The organism is Streptomyces sp. JK94 (genome assembly GCF_053613315.1).
In genome coordinates, this window is sequence record NZ_JBSICH010000006.1 from 122,858 (window position 1) to 141,348 (window position 18,491).

19 protein-coding genes are annotated in these 18,491 nt (G+C 71.4%); 8 read left to right on the forward strand and 11 right to left on the reverse strand.

Annotated elements, in window-relative coordinates; genetic code table 11:
• The first annotated feature begins 206 nt into the window (after positions 1-206).
• The 5 genes from ACVV2G_RS05400 to ACVV2G_RS05420 all read left to right on the forward strand — a co-directional run bounded on the left by ACVV2G_RS05400 (position 207) and on the right by ACVV2G_RS05420 (position 5,225).
• Positions 207-1,154 carry an SPFH domain-containing protein gene (locus ACVV2G_RS05400; RefSeq protein WP_453841419.1) on the forward strand — a complete coding sequence of 316 codons (948 nt, stop codon included), beginning with the start codon at positions 207-209 and terminating at the stop codon, positions 1,152-1,154.
• Positions 1,151-1,417, forward strand: coding sequence for a type II toxin-antitoxin system antitoxin (locus ACVV2G_RS05405; protein ID WP_453841420.1), 267 nt, complete (start codon positions 1,151-1,153; stop codon positions 1,415-1,417). Before ACVV2G_RS05400 ends, ACVV2G_RS05405 begins: the two co-directional genes overlap by 4 nt.
• Positions 1,418-1,672: 255 nt before the next feature.
• On the forward strand, positions 1,673-2,197 hold the full coding sequence (locus tag ACVV2G_RS05410; protein WP_453841421.1) for a PadR family transcriptional regulator: 525 nt from the start codon (positions 1,673-1,675) through the stop codon (positions 2,195-2,197).
• Positions 2,194-2,883: an ABC transporter ATP-binding protein gene (locus tag ACVV2G_RS05415; protein WP_453841422.1), complete on the forward strand. Its 690-nt coding sequence runs from the start codon at positions 2,194-2,196 to the stop codon at positions 2,881-2,883. The genes ACVV2G_RS05410 and ACVV2G_RS05415 overlap by 4 nt, the downstream gene beginning before the upstream one ends.
• Positions 2,880-5,225 carry an ABC transporter permease gene (locus tag ACVV2G_RS05420; RefSeq protein WP_453841423.1) on the forward strand — a complete coding sequence of 782 codons (2,346 nt, stop codon included), beginning with the start codon at positions 2,880-2,882 and terminating at the stop codon, positions 5,223-5,225. The genes ACVV2G_RS05415 and ACVV2G_RS05420 overlap by 4 nt, the downstream gene beginning before the upstream one ends.
• Positions 5,226-5,301: 76 nt before the next feature.
• Here the strand turns inward: ACVV2G_RS05420 and ACVV2G_RS05425 are convergent, their stop codons facing one another.
• Positions 5,302-6,240: a LysR substrate-binding domain-containing protein gene (locus ACVV2G_RS05425; RefSeq protein ID WP_453841424.1), complete on the reverse strand. Its 939-nt coding sequence runs from the start codon at positions 6,238-6,240 to the stop codon at positions 5,302-5,304.
• Positions 6,241-6,373: 133 nt separating this feature from the next.
• Here ACVV2G_RS05425 and ACVV2G_RS05430 point away from each other — a divergent pair, with 133 nt between their 5' ends.
• Together ACVV2G_RS05430 and ACVV2G_RS05435 are read left to right on the forward strand one after the other, a co-directional pair.
• Positions 6,374-6,928: a peroxiredoxin gene (locus ACVV2G_RS05430; protein ID WP_453841425.1), complete on the forward strand. Its 555-nt coding sequence runs from the start codon at positions 6,374-6,376 to the stop codon at positions 6,926-6,928.
• Positions 6,929-6,933: 5 nt separating this feature from the next.
• Positions 6,934-7,470: an alkyl hydroperoxide reductase gene (locus ACVV2G_RS05435; RefSeq protein ID WP_453841426.1), complete on the forward strand. Its 537-nt coding sequence runs from the start codon at positions 6,934-6,936 to the stop codon at positions 7,468-7,470.
• Positions 7,471-7,537: 67 nt separating this feature from the next.
• On the opposite strand, the gene ACVV2G_RS05440 is transcribed toward ACVV2G_RS05435, so the two are convergent.
• From ACVV2G_RS05440 to ACVV2G_RS05455, 4 genes are all read right to left on the reverse strand, one after another.
• The gene (locus tag ACVV2G_RS05440) at positions 7,538-8,899 is read right to left on the reverse strand and encodes an AI-2E family transporter (protein WP_453841427.1); all 1,362 of its coding nucleotides are present in this window, start codon (positions 8,897-8,899) and stop codon (positions 7,538-7,540) included.
• Positions 8,900-9,055: 156 nt separating this feature from the next.
• Positions 9,056-9,760 carry an aggregation-promoting factor C-terminal-like domain-containing protein gene (locus ACVV2G_RS05445; protein WP_453841428.1) on the reverse strand — a complete coding sequence of 235 codons (705 nt, stop codon included), beginning with the start codon at positions 9,758-9,760 and terminating at the stop codon, positions 9,056-9,058.
• A gap of 426 nt (positions 9,761-10,186) precedes the next feature.
• The gene (gene phoH2, locus ACVV2G_RS05450; protein WP_453841429.1) at positions 10,187-11,512 is read right to left on the reverse strand and encodes an RNA 5'-3' helicase PhoH2; all 1,326 of its coding nucleotides are present in this window, start codon (positions 11,510-11,512) and stop codon (positions 10,187-10,189) included.
• 1,152 nt (positions 11,513-12,664) lie between these two features.
• Complete coding sequence (locus ACVV2G_RS05455; RefSeq protein ID WP_453841430.1) at positions 12,665-13,468, reverse strand: class I SAM-dependent methyltransferase; 804 nt, start codon at positions 13,466-13,468, stop codon at positions 12,665-12,667.
• Positions 13,469-13,779: 311 nt separating this feature from the next.
• Between ACVV2G_RS05455 and ACVV2G_RS05460 the strand changes: the two genes are divergently transcribed.
• Positions 13,780-14,181, forward strand: a complete 402-nt coding sequence (locus ACVV2G_RS05460) for a DUF192 domain-containing protein (RefSeq protein WP_453841636.1) — start codon at positions 13,780-13,782, stop codon at positions 14,179-14,181.
• A 9-nt stretch (positions 14,182-14,190) separates the two neighbouring features.
• Here ACVV2G_RS05460 and ACVV2G_RS05465 read toward each other — a convergent pair whose 3' ends face one another.
• The 6 genes from ACVV2G_RS05465 to ACVV2G_RS05490 all read right to left on the reverse strand — a co-directional run bounded on the left by ACVV2G_RS05465 (position 14,191) and on the right by ACVV2G_RS05490 (position 18,491).
• On the reverse strand, positions 14,191-14,805 hold the full coding sequence (locus ACVV2G_RS05465) for an OmpA family protein (protein WP_453841431.1): 615 nt from the start codon (positions 14,803-14,805) through the stop codon (positions 14,191-14,193).
• A gap of 8 nt (positions 14,806-14,813) precedes the next feature.
• Positions 14,814-15,392: a hypothetical protein gene (locus tag ACVV2G_RS05470; protein WP_453841432.1), complete on the reverse strand. Its 579-nt coding sequence runs from the start codon at positions 15,390-15,392 to the stop codon at positions 14,814-14,816.
• A gap of 33 nt (positions 15,393-15,425) precedes the next feature.
• Positions 15,426-16,019 carry a pilus assembly protein TadG-related protein gene (locus tag ACVV2G_RS05475; protein WP_453841637.1) on the reverse strand — a complete coding sequence of 198 codons (594 nt, stop codon included), beginning with the start codon at positions 16,017-16,019 and terminating at the stop codon, positions 15,426-15,428.
• Positions 16,016-16,216, reverse strand: a complete 201-nt coding sequence (locus ACVV2G_RS05480) for a Flp family type IVb pilin (RefSeq protein WP_453841433.1) — start codon at positions 16,214-16,216, stop codon at positions 16,016-16,018. The genes ACVV2G_RS05475 and ACVV2G_RS05480 overlap by 4 nt, the downstream gene beginning before the upstream one ends.
• 423 nt (positions 16,217-16,639) lie before the next feature.
• Positions 16,640-17,533 (reverse strand): DUF5936 domain-containing protein, encoded by an 894-nt coding sequence (locus tag ACVV2G_RS05485; RefSeq protein WP_453841434.1) that lies wholly within the window; start codon positions 17,531-17,533, stop codon positions 16,640-16,642.
• A gap of 13 nt (positions 17,534-17,546) precedes the next feature.
• Positions 17,547-18,491 (reverse strand): type II secretion system F family protein, encoded by a 945-nt coding sequence (locus ACVV2G_RS05490; RefSeq protein ID WP_453841435.1) that lies wholly within the window; start codon positions 18,489-18,491, stop codon positions 17,547-17,549.

Sequence of the window (18,491 nt, forward strand, 5' to 3'; positions counted from 1 at the left end):
AAGCTAACACCGGGAGATGTGACATACGGCTGCCGATCCGCCCTTGTACGGACGTGAGAATCAGCACCCGCCCCACAGGAACCGACGTGCGAGAGGGGTTCAGGGTTGCCGTGTACGGATAAAGTGATATCACTTAGCTAGAACACCGGAACATCGACAGGAGCCGGGACGGCGCGAGCGCGCCCGGCCCGAACGGGGGACCACCCATGTCCGTACACGAATCCCACGGCGTCGCGCAGGCCACGGCGGACGTACCGGAGATGCCGGCACCACGGGTGCGCGAGACGCAGGCGCACAGCGTCGGCGGCGGAACCGCACTGCTGCTGGGGCTGGTCGGACTGCTCGTCGGCGCCGGCCTGGTCGTCGGCGCCACCGCGGTCGCCTCGACCGGGGGGAAGGCCGCGCTGATCATCGGCGGCATCGTCACCGCCCTGGCCGCGTTCCTGGCGATGTGCGGGCTGAACACGGTGGCACCGGGCGAGGCCCGCGTGGTGCAGCTCTTCGGGCGGTACCGCGGGACGATCCGGCAGGACGGGCTGCGCTGGGTGAACCCGCTCACCTCGCGCACCAAGATCTCGACACGGGTGCGCAACCACGAGACGGCCGTCCTGAAGGTGAACGACGCCTACGGCAACCCCATCGAGCTGGCCGCGGTCGTGGTGTGGCGGGTGGAGGACACCGCGCAGGCCACCTTCGAGGTGGACGACTACGTCGAGTTCGTCTCCACCCAGACCGAGGCGGCCGTGCGGCACATCGCCATCGAGTACCCCTACGACGCCCACGACGAGGACGGCCTCTCCCTGCGCGGCAACGCCGAGGAGATCACCGAGAAGCTCGCCGTCGAGCTGCACGCGCGCGTGGAGGCGGCCGGCGTGCAGATCATCGAGTCCCGCTTCACGCACCTCGCGTACGCCCCGGAGATCGCCTCGGCGATGCTCCAGCGCCAGCAGGCCGGCGCGGTGGTCGCGGCGCGGCGGCAGATCGTGGACGGTGCGGTCGGCATGGTCGAGGCCGCCCTCGCCCGCATCAGCGAGCAGGACATCGTGGAGTTGGACGACGAGCGCAAGGCGGCGATGGTGTCCAACCTGATGGTCGTGCTCTGCGGGGACCGCGCCGCCCAGCCGGTCCTGAACACGGGGACGCTCTACCAGTGACGGCGCCGTCCGAGGGTCCGGCCCCGAAGCGTCGGCCGCAGCAGCGCAAGCAGGTGCTGCTGCGGCTGGACCCCCAGGTGTACGAGGCGCTGGCCCGCTGGGCGGGCGACGAGCTGCGCTCGGCCAACGCCCAGATCGAGTTCCTGCTCCGCAGGGCACTGGCGGAGGCGGGCCGCCTGCCCGGCGACGCGGGGCCGCTGCCCCGCCGGGGGCGCCCGCCCACGGGGCCGGGTTCCGGGCCCGGGACCACGCCGCCGCCGTGACGGAGCCGGGCGGGCCGGGCGGGCCGGGCGGGCCGGGCGGGCCGGGCGGGCCGGGCGGGCCGGGCGGGCCGGGCGGGCCGGGCGGGCCGGGCGGGCCGGGCGGGCCGGGCCACCGCACCACGCCGCACGCAGGCACGGGCTCCGTCGTCACGGAACCGTGACAAACAGCTCCGACCTGCGGTTCCGTACACCGCGCCAGGATCTGTACACCCCGCGTATACATGGTGGGTATACACCGTGTGTAGAGTGCTCGGCATGTCCATCGGTCACACCCTCCTGGGGCTCCTGGAGTCCGGGCCGCGCCACGGCTACGACCTGAAGCGCGCCTTCGACGAGAAGTTCGGTCACGACCGGCCACTGCACTACGGCCAGGTCTATTCGACGATGTCCCGCCTGCTGAAGAACGGCCTCGTCGTCGTCGACGGCATCGAGGCGGGCGGCGGTCCCGAGCGCAAGCGGTACGCGATCACCGACGCCGGGATCACCGACGTACAGCGGTGGCTCGCCACGCCGGAGAAGCCCGAGCCGTACCTCCAGTCGACGCTCTACACCAAGGTCGTCCTCGCGCTGCTCACCCACCGCGACGCCGCCGACGTCCTCGACACCCAGCGCTCGGAGCACCTGCGCAGCATGCGCATCCTGACCGACCGCAAGCGCAGGGGTGACCTGGCCGACCAGCTCATCTGCGACCACGCCCTGTTCCACCTGGAGGCCGACCTGCGCTGGCTGGAGCTGACCGCGGCCCGTCTCGACAAGCTCCGTGAGGCGGTGTCCCGATGACCCCTCCCACGGGTTCGCTGCTCTGCGCCGAGCAGCTGCGCAAGGCCTACGGTCCGACTCTCGCGCTCGACGGCGCCGAGTTCTCCATCCACCCCGGCGAGGTCGTCGCCGTCATGGGCCCCTCCGGGTCCGGCAAGTCGACGCTGCTGCACTGCCTCGCCGGGATCGTGCCCCCCGACTCGGGGACGATCACGTACGGCGGGCGGGAGCTGTCCGCCATGAGCGACGCCCAGCGCAGTGCGCTGCGGCGCTCGGAATTCGGGTTCGTGTTCCAGTTCGGGCAGCTCGTGCCGGAGCTGACCTGCGTGGAGAACGTCGCCCTGCCGCTGCGGCTGAACGGCACCTCCCGCAAGGAGGCCGAGCGGGCCGCGCTGACCTGGCTGGAGCGGCTGGAGGTCGACGACCTGCGCAGGAAGCGGCCCGGTGAGGTCTCCGGGGGCCAGGGGCAGCGGGTCGCGGTGGCGCGCTCGCTGGTCACCGGCCCCCGCGTGCTCTTCGCCGACGAACCGACCGGCGCGCTGGACTCCCTCAACGGCGAGCGCGTGATGGAGCTGCTCACGGACGCCGCCCGCTCCACCAACGCCGCCGTCGTCCTGGTCACCCACGAGGCACGGGTGGCCGCCTACTCCGACCGCGAGATCGTCGTGCGCGACGGCAGGTCCCGGGACATGGAGCGGGTCGTATGAACGTGCGCCGGTGGGCCCGCGACCTGGCCATGGGCGTCCGCTTCACCGTCACCGGCGGGCGCGAGGGATGGACCCGGGCCGTGCTGACGGCCGTCGGCGTCGGGCTCGGGGTGGCACTGCTCCTGCTGACGACGGCCCTGCCGAACGCCCTCACCGTCCGGCACGAGCGAGAGACCGCGCGCACCGACATCACGTTCACCGACGACCGGCCCGCCAAGGGCGACGGCACCCTGATCGTCGCCAACGTGGACACCGAGTTCCGCGACGACTCGGTCCGCGGTCGCGCCCTGGAGGCCGAGGGGCCCCGGGCACCGCTGCCGCCGGGGGTGGAGCGGTTCCCCGCCGCGGGCGAGATGGTGGTCTCCCCCGCGCTCAAGGAGCTGCTGGCATCGGACGTGGGCGGGCTGCTGCGGGAACGGCTGCCCGAGCGGATCACCGGCACCATCGGGGAGAGCGGGCTGGTCGGTTCGCAGGAACTCGCCTTCTACCGGGGCGCCGACGGCCTCGCGGCGCACCTCGACAGCGGCCGGATCGTCCGCATCGACCACTTCGGCGACCCCGACCCGGGGCCGCCCGAGCAGTCCGACCCGGTGCTCCTGCTGCTGATCCTCGTCGTCTTCGTGGTGCTGCTGACGCCGGTCGCGGTCTTCATCGCCACGGCCGTGCGGTTCGGCGGTGAGCGGCGGGACCGGCGGCTCGCGGCGCTGCGGCTGGTGGGTTCCGACAGCGGCATGACCCGGCGGATCGCCGCCGGAGAGGCGATGGCGGGGGCGGTGCTGGGGCTGGTCTTCGGCGCCGGGTTCTTCCTGGTCGGACGTCAGCTCGCGGGGACGGCGGAGGTGTTCAGCGTCAGTGTGTTCCCGAGCTACCTCGACCCCTCGCCGCTGCTGGCCCTGCTGGTGGCGGTGGCGGTGCCTGCCGCGGCCGTCCTGGTGACGCTGTTCGCGCTGCGCGGGGTGGTCATCGAACCGCTCGGCGTGGTGCGTACGGCCAGGCCCGCGCGGCGACGCCTGTGGTGGCGGCTGCTGCCGCCGGTGGCCGGCCTGGCGATGCTGTACCCGATGGTCGGCCAGGGCCGTTCCCAGGGCGACTTCAACCAGTACCTGGTGACCGGCGGAGTCGTCCTGCTGCTCGTCGGCGTCACCGCGCTGCTGCCGTGGATCGTGGAGACGGTCGTCGCCCGGCTCGGCAGGGGCTCCGTGTCCTGGCAGCTGGCCGTGCGCCGGCTGCAGCTGAGCAGCGGCACGGCGGCCCGGATGGTCAACGGCATCGCGGTGGCCGTCGCCGGCGCGATCGCGCTGCAGATGCTGTTCGCGGGGGTGGACGACGACTACACCCGGAGCACCGGGAAGGACGTCACGCAGGCGCAGATGGAGGTGTCCCTGCCGAGCGAGGCGCCGGTGGCGGCGGCCGCCGCGAAGTTCCGGGAGACCCGGGGCGTCGAGGCCGTCTTCTCCTACTCCGAGGGCTACGTCGGCGACCGGCGCCGGGAGCCGGAGAACTCCACGACGCTGACCGTGGGCGACTGCGTCTCGCTGCGCGAGATCGCGCAGCTGTCCTCGTGCCGCGACGGTGACGTGTTCGCCGTGCGCGGGGCCGAGTGGGACGCCGGTGTCGACGTGATGGCGATGGCGAAGGCCCGGCGGACGCTGTACCTCGACCCCTCGTACGAGGGCGGCCCGAAGGGCCTGGAGGCCCCCTGGAAGGTGCCGTCGGGCGTCAAGGAGGCGGCGCCGCGCACCGGTCTGCTCGCCGGTACCGACCGGGGCGGCTTCCTGATCACGCCGAAGGCGGTGCCGGCGGCGCTCGCCCCGGGGCTGGAGGGGCACGCCTACCTCCGGCTCGACGAGACGGTGCCGGACGTCCACGAGCGGGTGCGGAACACCGCGGCGGCCGTGCATCCGCTGGCGTACCCGATGGTCTGGGCGGCCACGGAGCGGAGCGGCCGTTTCGACGCCGTCCGCACCGGTCTGTTCGTCGGCGCCGCGTGTGTGCTGGCGCTGATCGGTGCCAGTCTGCTGGTGTCCCAGCTGGAGCAGCTGCGCGAGCGCAGGAAGCTGCTGTCGGCCCTGGTGGCGTTCGGCACCCGGCGCCGCACCCTGAGCCTGTCGGTGCTGTGGCAGACCGCGGTCCCGATCGTGCTGGGCCTGGTGCTGGCCTCGGCGGTGGGCCTGACGCTGGGCGCGGTGCTGATGAGGATGACGAACACCCCGGTCGCCGTCGACTGGATCGGCGTCCTGTCCATGACCGGCATCGGCGCCGCCGTCGTCCTGCTGGTGACCCTGGCCAGCCTGCCGCCGCTGCTGCGCCTGATGCGTCCGGAGGGTCTGCGGACGGAGTGACCCGGCGGTCCCGGCGTGCCGGCCGGCGCGTCCGTCCCGGCGGCACTCCCCCGTGCCGCCGGGACGGACGCGTACGTCAGTCCGCGACGACGCGCACCGGCAGTTCCCGCATCGCCTCCCGCAGGGCCCCCGCCAGTTCCCCGTACTCCTCCGAGCGGGCCGCGCCCGTGCGCATGGCGAGGGCGATGCGGCGGGTGGGGGCCGGGTCGGCGAAGGAGCCGGTGAGGAGCCGGCTGGAGCGGGACGTCTCCACGCGGACCGCCGTACGCGGCAGCAGCGTCACCCCGAGGCCGCCCGCCACCAGCTGCACCAGCGTCGACAGGCCGGCGGCCGTCGTCGTCGCCGGGACGCCCGCCCGGCCCGCCTCCCGGCAGATGTCGAGGGCCTGGTCGCGCAGGCAGTGCCCCTCGTCGAGCAGCAGCAGCTTCAGCTCGCGCAGCGCCGAGCGCTCGATGCCGTCCCGGCCGCCGAGCCGGTGGTCGAGCGGGGTGACGAGCACGAAGTCCTCGTCGAAGAGCGGGAGTTCCGCGACGCCGGGGACACCGAGCGGCACCGCCAGCAGGAGCAGGTCGAGACGGCCGGTGGTGAGGCCGTCCAGCAGGCTCGCGGTCTGCTCCTCGTGGACCTGGAGGTCCAGGTCCGGGTAGCGGCCGTGGACCAGCCGCAGCACCGTCGGCAGCAGGTACGGCGCCACCGTCGGTATGACCCCGAGCCGCAGGGGCCCGGTGAACGGCGCCCGGACCGCCTCCGCCTCCTCCATCAGTGCGCCGACCTCCGCCAGGACCGCCTTCGCCCGGACCGCGAGCCTCTCGCCCGCGGGCGAGAGCAGTACCTTGCGCGTCGTACGCTCCACGAGGGTGACACCCAGTGTCTCCTCCAGGGCGGAGACGGCACCCGAGAGCGCGGGCTGGCTCATGCCGATCGCGGCGGCGGCGTCGCGGAAGTGCAGATGCTCCGCGACCGCGGCGAAGGCCCGCAGTTGGGCGAGGCTGGGCTGCCTCTTCCTGCCTGACACTGATAACCACCTCCGATCAACTCGACCGAGTGTAGCTATTTCCGTAATCAATGCACCCTGTGCCAACATCAACAATGTCCAACCCATGGGAAACACCCACGAAATGGGTGTTTCTTCGCTGCAAGGAGAGCGCGTGCTCACTGTCGGTGACAAGTTCCCCGAGTTCGATCTGACCGCCTGCGTCTCGCTGGAGAAGGGCAAGGAGTTCCAGCAGATCAACCACAAGACCTACGAGGGTCAGTGGAAGGTCGTCTTCGCGTGGCCCAAGGACTTCACCTTCGTGTGCCCGACCGAGATCGCCGCCTTCGGCAAGCTGAACGACGAGTTCGCCGACCGTGACGCCCAGATCCTCGGCTTCTCCGGCGACTCCGAGTTCGTGCACCACGCCTGGCGCAAGGACCACCCGGACCTGACCGACCTGCCGTTCCCCATGATGGCGGACTCCCGGCACGAGCTGATGCGCGACCTCGGCATCGAGGGCGAGGACGGCTTCGCCAAGCGCGCCGTCTTCATCGTGGACCAGAACAACGAGATCCAGTTCACCATGGTGACCGCCGGCTCGGTCGGCCGTAACCCCAAGGAGGTCCTGCGGGTCCTCGACGCCCTGCAGACCGACGAGCTGTGCCCGTGCAACTGGAGCAAGGGCGACGAGACCCTCGACCCGGTCGCGCTGCTGGCCGGGGAGTGATCCGTATGTCTCTCGACTCCCTGAAGTCCGCCGTCCCGGACTACGCCAAGGACCTGAAGCTCAACCTGGGCTCGGTCATCGGCAACTCCGACCTCCCGGCGCAGCAGTTGTGGGGCACCGTCCTGGCGACCGCCATCGCCTCGCGCTCCCCCGTCGTGCTGCGCGAGCTGGCGCCGGAGGCGAAGGCGAACCTCACGCCCGAGGCGTACTCGGCCGCCAAGTCGGCCGCCGCCGTCATGGCGATGAACAACGTCTTCTACCGCACCCGGCACCTGCTGTCGGACCACGAGTACGGCACCCTGCGCGCCGGTCTGCGGATGAACGTCATCGGCAACCCGGGCGTCGACAAGGTCGACTTCGAGCTGTGGTCCTTCGCGGTCTCCGCCATCAACGGCTGCGGCATGTGCCTGGACTCGCACGAGCAGGTGCTCCGCAAGGCCGGTGTGGACCGCGAGACGATCCAGGAAGCGTTCAAGATCGCCGCCGTGGTCGAGGCCGTCGGCGCCACGCTGGACGCCGAGGCGGTGCTGGCCGCGCAGTAGCCCCGCGCCGCGGCACACCGCACGGGACCCGCTCACCGATCCGGTGGGCGGGTCCCGTTGTGTCGCGCTACGCCGGGGAGGTGTCCGGCGGCGGGTCGGCCTCCGCGGTGCCCGGCGGGGCGTCCGTCGCCGGGGAGGCGTCCGTCGACGTCGCCTTGCGCGGCTCCGGGGCCTGCCGTACGGCCGCCTCCCGGGAGTACGCCCGCAGATAGCCCACGACGGTGTTGGTCACCGCCACCAGCGGTACGGCGACCACCGCGCCGCCGATGCCGGCCACCAGGCCGCCCGTGGCCACCGCCAGCACGACCGCCAGCGGATGGACCCGCACCGCGCGCCCCAGGATGAAGGGCTGCAGGATGTGCCCCTCGATCTGCTGCACCACCAGCACGACCACGAGCGTCATGACCGCGGCGAACATGCCCTGGGTCACCAGCGCCACCACGACCGCGAGGGCGCCTGAGACCACCGCGCCGACGAGCGGAATGAAGGCGAACAGGAAGATGAACACGGCCAGCGGGACGGCCATCGGCACATCCAGGAAGTAGATGCCGAGGCCGATGAAGATGGCGTCGATGAGCGCCACCACCACCGTGCCGCGCACGTACGCCGTCAGCGTCCGCCACGCGCGCGGGCCGGCTCCGGCCACGCCCGGCCGGGCCGCCGCCGGCACCAGCTTCAGCGTCCACTGCCAGATGCGCCTGCCGTCGTAGAGCAGGAAGAGCGTCGAGAAGGCCGCCAGCAGGATGCCGGTCAGCGCCTCGACGACGACCGTGACGCCCTCGAGTCCGGCCGACGTTATCTGGTCGGTGTTGGCGCCGACCGCCTCGCGCAGGTTCGTGGCGATCTCGTTGATCTGCTTGTCGGTGACGTGGAAGGGGCTGTTCAGCAGCCAGTTGCGCAGCTCGTCGATGCCGTCCTGGACCTGGCCGGAGAGGTTGTCGATGTTCTCCATGACCTGCCAGGTCACGAACCAGCCGATCAGTCCCATCACGACGAACCCGAGGATCGCGGTCAGGGCGGTGGCCGGCCCCCGCGGCACCCCGTGCCGGCGCAGCCACGCCACGGTCGGCTGGAGCAGGGCCGTGATCAGCAGCGCGGCCACGAACGCCAGCACCACCAGTCGTACGGCGCTGATGACCCGCATCAGCACCCACAGGGTGCCCGCGAGGACCAGCAGCCGCCATCCGGCCTCCGCGGCGACCCGTACGCCCCAGGGCACGGCCTGCGCCGGGTCGGGGCGGGTCTGGACCACGAGCTGCTGGTGCGGGGCCAGGTGCTCCAGGGGGTGCGCTTCGTGGCCGGCGGCGGACGGCACCGGCCCGTCGTCGGCCTCCTCACGACGCGCCTCCTCACGGCGCTGGTCCAACCGTCTGCTCATCTGCGTCAGTCCGGCGCCCAGCCGGCCGAGCCACCCTGGCACTCGCGACATGATCCGTCCTCTTCCCCCGTCTCTCCCCACCACTCCCCCCTGGAGCCGTTCCGGTCCGACCGTACAGGGCGGGCACGCGAAAGCCCCTCACCATAGGACGGTGAGGGGCTGCGCGAGGTTGAGCGGTGGTCCGGGCCGTGCCGGGGCGGGGCGGGCTCAGTACCAGTGGTTGGCCTGCCAGAAGGTCCAGGCCTCGCACGGGCTGCCGTAGCGGCTGTCCATGTAGTTGAGGCCCCACTTGATCTGGGTGGCCGGGTTGGTCTGCCAGTCGGCGCCCGCCGAGGCGTACTTGCCCGCTGGGAGGGCCTGGAAGAGGCCGTAGGCGCCGGAGGAGGGGTTGACGGCCTTGTAGTTCCAGCTGGACTCGTGGTCCACGATGTTGCTGAAGCACTGCCACTGGCCGCTGGGCACCATCTGACGGGCCATCGACTGGATCTGGCCGATGCTGTAGGAACTCTGGACGGCGAAGCTGGTGGACTCGCGCGCGGCGTCGCGGCTGGCCGCTTCCTGCTCCGCCTCGCGCTTCTTGGCCTCCTCGGCCGCCTTGGCTTCCTTCTTGGCCTGCTCCTGCTTGGCCACGGCGGTCTCGGCGGCCGCCTTGCGGGCCGCCTCCTCGGCGTCCTTCTTGGCGCTCACGTCCGCGGCGATGGCCTGTACGTCGGCCTGCTGCGTCAGGGACGCGGTCTGCACCTGCGCCTGCTCGCCCATGGGGATGTCCGCGAGCAGCGTCGTGCCTGCTGCCGTCGCCTCCGCGTCGTTGTTCTGCGCGGTGCTGCCCGAGGCAACGCCGACGACGCTGCCGACTGCGGTGACCGCCGTGGCCGAGGCCACTGCGAATCCCCGGACCGAGATCCGGCTCACACGGTTTCCTTCCAGCATCGCCCGCTCCGGTGACCCTCGCGGACGCAATCGTGCCCCTGGCACTGGCCTCCCCAACTACGGGTCACGGGAGGCGCGGGCCCGGTGGACGACTCCCCTGCGGGGAGCGCCGTGTGGTGCTCGGGCGGCATACGACGCTGCTATGGAGTTGGATCTGGTGCTTCTGTGGTGCCGTACCGCTGGGGGTACAGGTGTGTCGTATGCGGGGCCTGACAGGAATGAGACTCTGCCGTAACCCGACGGGGTGAGGCAATTCTGTGTTGCGTGTGAAAGCTCACATCCCGTTTGGCCCAGGGGATTGCCGGAAATCCCCACGCGCGACGACGCCGCCCGGCTAGGCTCTTCGCCTTCCGGACGGCGTCAACCGTCGGGCGGCCGGCCCTTGTCGGGCCGGACTCCCGGGTGTTCTCAGATGTGCCCGTCCTCCAGCATCTCGGTCACCAGCGCCGCGATCTGGGACCTCTCGGAACGCGTCAGGGTGACGTGCGCGAAGAGCGGATGACCCTTCAGCTTCTCCACCACGGCGACGACCCCGTCGTACCGCCCGACGCGCAGGTTGTCCCGCTGCGCCACGTCATGGGTCAGTACGACGCGCGAGTTGGCCCCGATGCGGGACAGCACGGTCAGCAGGACGTTCCGCTCCAGTGACTGGGCCTCGTCCACGATCACGAAGGCGTCGTGCAGCGAGCGTCCGCGGATGTGGGTGAGCGGCAGGACCTCCAGCATCCCGCGTGCGGTCACCTCTTCGATGACCTCCCGGCTGGCGACCGCCGACAGGGTGTCGAAGACCGCCTGCGCCCAGGGGCTCATCTTCTCGGCCTCGGAGCCGGGCAGGTAGCCGAGCTCCTGCCCGCCCACCGCGTACAGCGGTCTGAAGACCATCACCTTCTGGTGCTGCCGGCGCTCCAGCACGGCCTCCAGTCCCGCGCACAGTGCCAGCGCCGACTTGCCGGTGCCGGCCCGGCCGCCCATCGAGACGATGCCGACGTCCGGGTCGAGGAGCAGGTCGAGCGCGATCCGCTGCTCGGCACTGCGGCCCTTGATGCCGAAGACCTCCCGGTCGCCGCGCACCAGACGGACGTCGCCGTCGGGCGTGACCCGGCCGAGCGCCTTGCCGCGCTCCGACTGGAGGGTCAGACCGGTGTGCACGGGCAGGTCGGCGGCCTCGGGGACGTGGATCCGGCCCTCCTCGAAGAGCACGTCCACCTGCTCGCCCGGCAGGGTGAGTTCGGACATGCCGGTCCAGCCGGAGGCGTCCGTGATGGCGAGCTCGGCGCGGTACTCCTCGGCGAGCAGGCCGACGGAGGACGCCTTGATCCGCAGCGGGAGGTCCTTGGAGACGACGGTGACGTCGAATCCCTCCGCCTGCAGGTTGCGGGCGACCGCGAGGATGCGGGAGTCGTTGTCCCCCAGGCGGTAGCCGCTGGGCAGCACGCTGGGGTCCGAGTGGTTGAGCTCGACACGCACCGTGCCGCCGAGATCCCCGATCGGGATGGGGGCGTCGAGGCGACCGTGCCGCACCCGGAACTCGTCGAGCAGACGCAGGGCCTGCCGGGCGAAGTAGCCGAGTTCGGGATGGTGCCGCTTGGCCTCCAGCTCCGTCACCACGACGATCGGGAGCACGACCTCGTGCTCGTCGAAGCGGTGCAGAGCCTTGGGGTCGGCCAGCAGGACGCTGGTGTCGAGAACGTAGGTGCGCCTGTCGGGCTTGTGGCGCTTTGTGCTGGTCACCACGGAAGGACGTACCCCCTCGGAAAGGGTCGGGGAGCGACGAAGTGGACGCTGGGCCGGGAGAGCGGCAACGAGCCGGCCGATCGACGACCGCCCTGCACTGGCGCGGGCCGCCGGCCGGCCCTCCGCCGCGTCTTCCGTGCCGTGACCGCACGGTGGGGCTGGTGCAAAGGGCCTCCCGGGCGGACGGCTCCGAGCCGTCCGCTGAGATCCGACACCCGTGGTTCGGGCGTCGACCTGCTTGCTTTATGCCCTCGAACGAGCGGCGCCATGCCGCGGCACGAACGGCGCACCGGTGAACTCCTCATGACGGGCGTCTCACCGGGAGGGAGGCGGGGAGGCCGAGGAGCCGGTACGCGGGAAGGCAGAGAAAACGGGCCGGTCCGTGGGGGGGATACGGACCGGCCCGAGGGGGGGTTTCCACCATAACCCTTCGTAAGTGATGTCGCGCGCATCGGCGCGCCACAACTACTCTCCGAAATCAACCGACGACACCCGATTGGCCATGGAACCCCTCATTCCGCCCCGTACGGTGGCCGGAACCAGGCGAATGCGCCGGTGGACAAGGCGACCGAAGGGGCTCAAGAGGCGCCCGGGGGTGCCGGAGGGCGCCAAGAAGGGCGCCGAAAGAGGTATGGAGGGGCACGGGATGAGGTGCCGAGGGGCGCTGAAGGAGGCGCCGAGAGGCGCTGAAAGATGACCCGGGGGCCCGGCGGACACCGCGCCGCCCGCACGCCGGACCGCCTCCGGCTCGTCCGACCGGGTGACACCACCGGTGAACGCCCGCTTGACCCGGCACCGCGCAGCCCCCTCCGCTGCGCGGCGCCACACGCGCAGCTTTGCTCACGCGAATTACCTGGGTTGAACGTACGTGATAGGGCCGAACCGATTCGACCCGGGACGGCCACCGATGAATAACGATGTGGAAACCCTGTGAGGATTGAGGGGTGATTCCGCATCCTCTCGCCGGACCCGCGATCGTTCGCGACGGTACGTCGCTTGTGCCCCGGAGATCCCCCTCCATCCCGCTCCGCTCCCCTGCCGCGTGGAGCGGATGGGGAAGGTGCCGGAGGCGCGGGCGCGGGCGCGGAGCTGGTGGTGGGCGAGGTGACGGTCGGCGCGCACGCGTGACCCACCGGGAGGACCGGACGGACCCTAGCGGTGTGGCTTGCGGGCGTCGACGAGGTGGCGTGTGCTGTGGGCGACGAACGGGCCTTCGGCCTCGATGCGTGCGTGCAGGTCGCGCAGCCGGTCCCGGTGGTCCTCGACGGTGAAGCCGGGCACCATCCAGACGACCTTGCGCAGGAAGTGGACGACGGCGCCGACGTCGTGGAACTCCATCCGCAGCCGTTCCGCCCGCAGGTCGACGACCTCCAGGCCGGCAGCCTCGGCGCCGGCCCGCTCCCGGCCCGGGTGGCGGTGGTTGCGGCTCTCCTCCGGCTGGGGCCCGAGGAAGTACTCGACCAGCTCGAAGACGCTGGCGGGACCGACGTGCTGGGCGAAGTACGTGCCGCCGGGGGCGAGTACGCGGGCGATGTCCGGCCAGTGCGGTGCGACGGGGTGCCGGCTCACGACCAGGTCGAAGGCGCCGTCCGCGAAGGGGAGGGGTGCGTCGTCGGGCACGGCGACCACGGGGACGCCGCGCGGGCGGAGCAGTGCGGTGGCCTTGGCGACGTTGGGCGGCCAGCCCTCGGTGGCGACGACGAGTGGCGGGCGGTGGGGAGCGGCGGCCTCGAGCGCGTGGTCCAGGACCTCCCCTCCCCCAGTCTGCACCTCCAGCACCGCGCCGGCCCCGGCCAGCCGCGCGGCCATGGACCGCGCGTACCCCCAGGAGGGCCGTGCCTCGGTGGCCCGGCCCTCGAACCAGGAGAAGTCCCACCCATCGGTGGGAACGGAGGCGCCCTCGGCCACGAGGTCGTCGAAGGTGCGGGGGCGGGGGCGGGGGCCGGACTGAGCCATGGGGGCGGTTCCGATCAGTACGTTCGAGGGAGCGCGGTCGGCGTGACGGGTGGACCGGTGCGTCGCGCCCGACCGGTCGGGCGGCTCGGGCGGGTCACGCGGGTCCGGGCGAGCCGGGACGGAGCACGGCACCGAGTCCCGCCACGGGGCCTTCCTACCCCCCGGCCGGACCGCGGGACAACGGCTTCACGGCGCGGTGTCCGGGGGAGCGGCCTGCTCGCCCCTGGAGGCCGCACCCGTGGGGGCCCTGCCGAAAACGGGCCGGGCGGGATACGTTCACCGAAGTGGCGGGCCAGGGGAAGGGCACGGGAATGGGGCGGCGCCGGCGGGACGGGGTGGGCGCGTTGGTCGTGCCGGGGCGGGACGGCGCCGAAGGCGTGCGCGTGCCGCTGGAGATCGCCGGGTCCTACCGGGCCCGCGCCAAGGGGTTGTTGGGGCGGGACTCCGTGGACGGGGCGATGCTGCTGACCCCCGCCAACAGCGTGCACACGTTCCGGATGCGGATGCCCATCGACGTGGCCTACCTGGACCGGCGGCTCACGGTCGTCGCCGTACGCACCATGCGGCCGGGCAGGCTGGGGCTGCCCCGGGTCCGCTCCCGGCACGTGCTGGAGGCCGAGGCCGGGGCGATGGCCGGGTGGGGCGTGCGGGCGGGGGTGCGGGTCGAGATCGTGGACGTGGATGTGGGCGTGGGCGTGGGCGTGGGCGGATAGGCGACACCGTCAGCTCTGCGAGCGCGGGAAGGTGATCTCGACCCGGCGGTTCTTCTTACGGCCGGCCTCCGTCGCGTTGTCGGCGATGGGGTACTGCTCGCCGTAGCCGCGGACCTCGTAGGTGATGTCGGCGTCGTTCAGGCTCTGGGTCAGGACGTCGTGTACGGCGTCGGCCCGCTTCCTGGACAGCACGTCGCCGTGGGCGGAGGAGCCGAGGTCGTCGGTGAAGCCGAAGACCCGGACCCGGGTGGCGTTCTGGGTCCTGATCTCCTCCGCGACGCCCCCGATGCGGGACTTCGCCTCGGCGCCGAGCTTCGCGCTGTCCTTGCCGAACAGCACCTCGGCCTGCAGCGCCAACGTCACGCTCGTGTTGGTGTCCTCACGCCGCTCGTCGCCGCTCTGCTCCTCCACGACCGTCTTGATGTCCAGCACCTTGGCCTGGGCGAGCGTGGCGCCGTCCGGCAGCTTGAGGTCCGGGTCGTTGGGGTCCACGTCGACGGGGGCGGAGGCGGAGGGCTCGGTGCCGGGGGGGTCGTCGGTGGGGTTGGCCGTGCTGGTGCCCGAGAGACTCATGGTGAGCACGAACGTGAGGGTGGCCGCCAGGGTGAGGCGCGGAGAGGTCATGGTGGGCCTCACCCGGAGATCTCGATGGCGCCGGCCGTGAACATGGGCAGTTGGAGCGTCACCTCGGCGGCGTCGGCCGGGGGCGCGGGAAACTGCATGAAGACCGGCAGTGACTCGCCTGCCTTCAACGCGGGAAGATTGGTCGTCGTGAGCGGGCGACCGTCGGTGTCGCGCAGCACGTAATAGCGCTTCTTGCCCTTGGAATCGACCAAAGTGGCGCCACCGAAGGAACTGCCGTTTCTGATGATCTCGGTTTCATTGCCGCTCAGCTGGGCGGGTACGTTGACCGTCTTGCTGCCGTCGTTCTTCAAATCACCACTCACCGTGACGAACCCTCCGGCATCGCGCTGGGCGGCGGTGACTTTGAGGAACAGGCCACTGGGCCCCTTCAGTTCCGCCAAAGTCTCCTCAGCATTCCCCTCCTGAGCCTCCGGCTCGGACTCGCTGCTCTTGGAGGAGGTCGCCGATGCATCCGGTTTGTCATCGTCACCGCCGCCTCCACAACCCACCGCACCGAAGGCCAGGCCGATCGCGACGGGCCATACGATCCATCCCCTGCGAGCCCTTGTCGTGCACCGAATGCTCATTACTCCGCTTCCTTCGTCCTCGTCGTTCACTTGTCAGTCGGCCAGATGGACGTCGAAGAGATCCTCGGGCCCCGGCAGGTCCGACAGGTCGTCCGGGTTCAGGTCCCAGTGCTCGCCCTTGCAAGAGAGACGGGGCAGCACATCGTCGTCGGCGTCCTCGGCGGGCGGCTTGAACGAACAACGGGCTTCGATGACTGCGGTCGCGGACTCCGTCGCCTTCTGGCCCTCCGTTCCCGGCACGATCGTGTCCCCGACAGTGTCGTTGGTCTCCGCAACCACTGTGTAGCCCAGCAGCCCATCCGGTCGGCAGTCCACGCTCGCGTCGTTACGTGCCGCCAACTCGTGAGCCCGCCAGCAGGCGTTGGGTATCGGCGCCATTCCGTTGAAGATGTCCAGCCAGGTATCCGGCTCCAGCACGTTCGCGAGCCATTCGTCTGCGAGACCGTCCCGGCTCTCCAGGGCGGCAGCGAGCGCCGCCGCGTCGGCCGCCGTCTGGGCCTCACTACGGGTCGCTGCGGCCTGGCCCACCGCGAAGTACGCGAGCGCGAGGAAGAGCAGGCCTCCCACCACCGTGATGTAGATGGGAAAGGCCTGCCCCGCGTCCCCGCCCGTACGGAGAGAGGTCAGCCCCCTGTGACTTCGGTGATCTGGTCCCTGATCGCGTTGTAGATCGTCTGACCGATGTCCGTCCCGGTGATCGCCAGCACGATGGCGACCACGACCGCGATGATCCCCAGGTACTCCACCGCCGTCTGGCCCTTGTCGTCGCGGGCGGGGGTGCGGGTCTGCAGGTGGGCGGCGGTGGTGCGGAGCCAGTTGGTCATGGTGTTCCCCTCCAGGGTGGACGGTGCCGCGTTCGCCGTACGGAACGTGCGGCGGGACGGCCCTCGAGTCCGAGGGCCGCAGGGCCCCTTCGCGAACCCCGCCGTGTGCCGTGAGCCGGTCCTTCGAAGCCCCTGCGGCCTCTGCCGCCGGGCGGGGGCGGGGATCCGGGGTGGCCGTGCCGGGCGCGACGGGAGCCATGATCTCCACCTCCCTTGCCTCCAGTGGGAACCTCGACCTGTCGGGAGTACCAGACAGAGACTGTCTCACAGCTGATTGCAGGTGCGAAAGGTTGTACCGAAAAGTAGCCCGACTGGGCAATGAAATTACGGTGGTTGATGTCGTCGTTTCGTGTGCAGTCGCACTCTGTCGGTTGACGCCCTCCTCCTTGCCCGGTCGCGTGGTCGACATCTCGTCCGCCTCCCCTACTCGCCCGTGATCGTGCCGAAGTCCGTGCCGGAGCCGAGGATCAGCCCGGCGCCGAGGAGGATCATCGTGGCCGGGACCATGAAGGTGGTGATCATCATCGTGGCCTTCGGGACCGCGCGAGCGGCCTTGCGGCGGGCGTTCTGGGCGTCCGTGCGGCGCATGTCCTTGGCCAGGGAGACCAGGGTGTCGACGATGGGGGCGCCCAGTTCCTCGCCCTGCTGGAGTGCCGTCACGAACATCGCCACCTGCTCCGAGTCGTTGCGGCGGCGCAGCTCCGCGAAGGCCTCGCGGCGGCTCATGCCGAGGTCCATCTGGCGCAGGGTGATGCGGAGTTCGTCGGCCCAGGGCCCCTCGTAGCGGGACGCCACGCGGTCCAGGGCCTGGCGGAAGCCGAGGCCCGCGCTGACCACGACCGCCAGCACGTCCAGGAAGTCGGGGAGGGTGCGCTCGATCACGTCCTTGCGGATGCGGATCGCCGACCAGATGCCGACCTCCGTCCAGAACGCGCCGAAGGCGAGGAGGAGCAGGGCGACCACGAACTGGCCGCGGAGGAGGAAGACCAGAAAGCCGACGGCGCCCAGGAAGCCGTAGACCGCGCGGCGGGCGGCGTAGCGGTCGATGGTGAGGCCGCCGGGGTTGCCGGCCAGGTCGATGCGGCGGCGGTACCGGGCGACCAGGGCCGGGCCCATGAGGCGCAGTACGGCCGGGGCGTACCGCATGCCCATGCGGTCGACGAGGGAGTCGACGGCGCCGGTGCGGGTGGAGCCGACCTCCAGGGCGAGGGCCAGATCGCCGGGGAGTCTGGCGTCGGCCCGGTACATGCGGACGCCGGCGAAGATCCCCCAGACGCTCAGGGCCATGAGCAGGGCGAGGAGCAGTCCCAGTGTCATGTCGTCCCCCCTCTCAGACGTCGATGCGGGACAGGCGGCGGATGAGGACGAAGCCGACGGCGTAGAGCGCGAAGGCGATGATCACCGCGGCCTGGCCGGCCGGGGAGCCCGTCATGCGGTCCAGGGCGCCGTCCTTCACCCCGTTCATCAGGAACAACGAGCCGACCCCGAGGACGGGAACGGCGTACGACGTCATGCTGACCTGGGAGAGCTGGGTGCGGACCTCGCGTCGGGTCTCCTTGCGCTCCTCCAGCGTCTCCGTGAGATTGCGCAGGGCGCTGACCACCTGGCCGCCCGCGCGGTTGGCCAGCACGAGGGTGGTGACCAGGACGACGAGTTCGCGGGAGGGGAGGCGGTCGCCGAGTTCGCCGAGGGCGTCGTCCATCGAGGCGCCCAGGGCCAGTTGGTCGGCCACCTTGCCGAGTTCCTCGCCCGCCGGGGCCTCCAGCTCCTCCGCGGCCATGCCGATGGCGGTGCGCAGGGCGAGGCCGGCCTGGGTGGCGTTGGCGAGGATGCGGGCGAGTTCGGGGAGCTGGTTGATGAACCTCTCGATGCGTTTCTGGCGCTGCCAGTTGAGGTACTGCACCGCCACCCCGATGCCGAGAAGCCCGGCGAGCGGGCCGAAGAAGGGTGCCAGGGCGGCCTGGCCGATCAGCCACAGGCCGGCGACCGCGGCGAGCATGTAGGCGAAGAACTCGCCGGGCGTGACGTCCAGGCCGGTCGCCGCCAGGCGTAGCTCCAGCTGCCGGCCGAGCTTCGTGCGGCGCAGGCGGCGGTCCAGGGTGCGGAAGCGGCGCCGGCGGCCGGTGGGAGTGAGGCGGCCCGTGGCGGTGAGACGGTCGACCAGGGCGTCGCGCTGGGCCTTGCCGGCGGCGTAGGAGTGCAGCCCCACGACCGCCAGGGTGCAGGTCAGCAGCGTGATGCCGGTGGTGAGCGTGACGAGCGTTTCCAGTTCCAT

Excerpts from the sequence above, each read along its gene's own strand:
- ACVV2G_RS05400 (WP_453841419.1), top strand. The coding sequence starts at position 207 with ATGTCCGTACACGAATCCCACGGCGTCGCGCAGGCCACGGCGGACGTA.
- ACVV2G_RS05410 (WP_453841421.1), top strand. The coding sequence starts at position 1,673 with ATGTCCATCGGTCACACCCTCCTGGGGCTCCTGGAGTCCGGGCCGCGC.
- ACVV2G_RS05415 (WP_453841422.1), top strand. The coding sequence starts at position 2,194 with ATGACCCCTCCCACGGGTTCGCTGCTCTGCGCCGAGCAGCTGCGCAAG.
- ACVV2G_RS05420 (WP_453841423.1), top strand. The coding sequence starts at position 2,880 with ATGAACGTGCGCCGGTGGGCCCGCGACCTGGCCATGGGCGTCCGCTTC.
- ACVV2G_RS05435 (WP_453841426.1), top strand. The coding sequence starts at position 6,934 with ATGTCTCTCGACTCCCTGAAGTCCGCCGTCCCGGACTACGCCAAGGAC.
- ACVV2G_RS05440 (WP_453841427.1), bottom strand. The coding sequence starts at position 8,899 with ATGTCGCGAGTGCCAGGGTGGCTCGGCCGGCTGGGCGCCGGACTGACG.
- ACVV2G_RS05455 (WP_453841430.1), bottom strand. The coding sequence starts at position 13,468 with ATGGCTCAGTCCGGCCCCCGCCCCCGCCCCCGCACCTTCGACGACCTC.
- ACVV2G_RS05460 (WP_453841636.1), top strand. The coding sequence starts at position 13,780 with ATGGGGCGGCGCCGGCGGGACGGGGTGGGCGCGTTGGTCGTGCCGGGG.
- ACVV2G_RS05465 (WP_453841431.1), bottom strand. The coding sequence starts at position 14,805 with ATGACCTCTCCGCGCCTCACCCTGGCGGCCACCCTCACGTTCGTGCTC.
- ACVV2G_RS05470 (WP_453841432.1), bottom strand. The coding sequence starts at position 15,392 with ATGAGCATTCGGTGCACGACAAGGGCTCGCAGGGGATGGATCGTATGG.
- ACVV2G_RS05480 (WP_453841433.1), bottom strand. The coding sequence starts at position 16,216 with ATGACCAACTGGCTCCGCACCACCGCCGCCCACCTGCAGACCCGCACC.
- ACVV2G_RS05485 (WP_453841434.1), bottom strand. The coding sequence starts at position 17,533 with ATGACACTGGGACTGCTCCTCGCCCTGCTCATGGCCCTGAGCGTCTGG.
- ACVV2G_RS05490 (WP_453841435.1), bottom strand. The coding sequence starts at position 18,491 with ATGGAACTGGAAACGCTCGTCACGCTCACCACCGGCATCACGCTGCTG.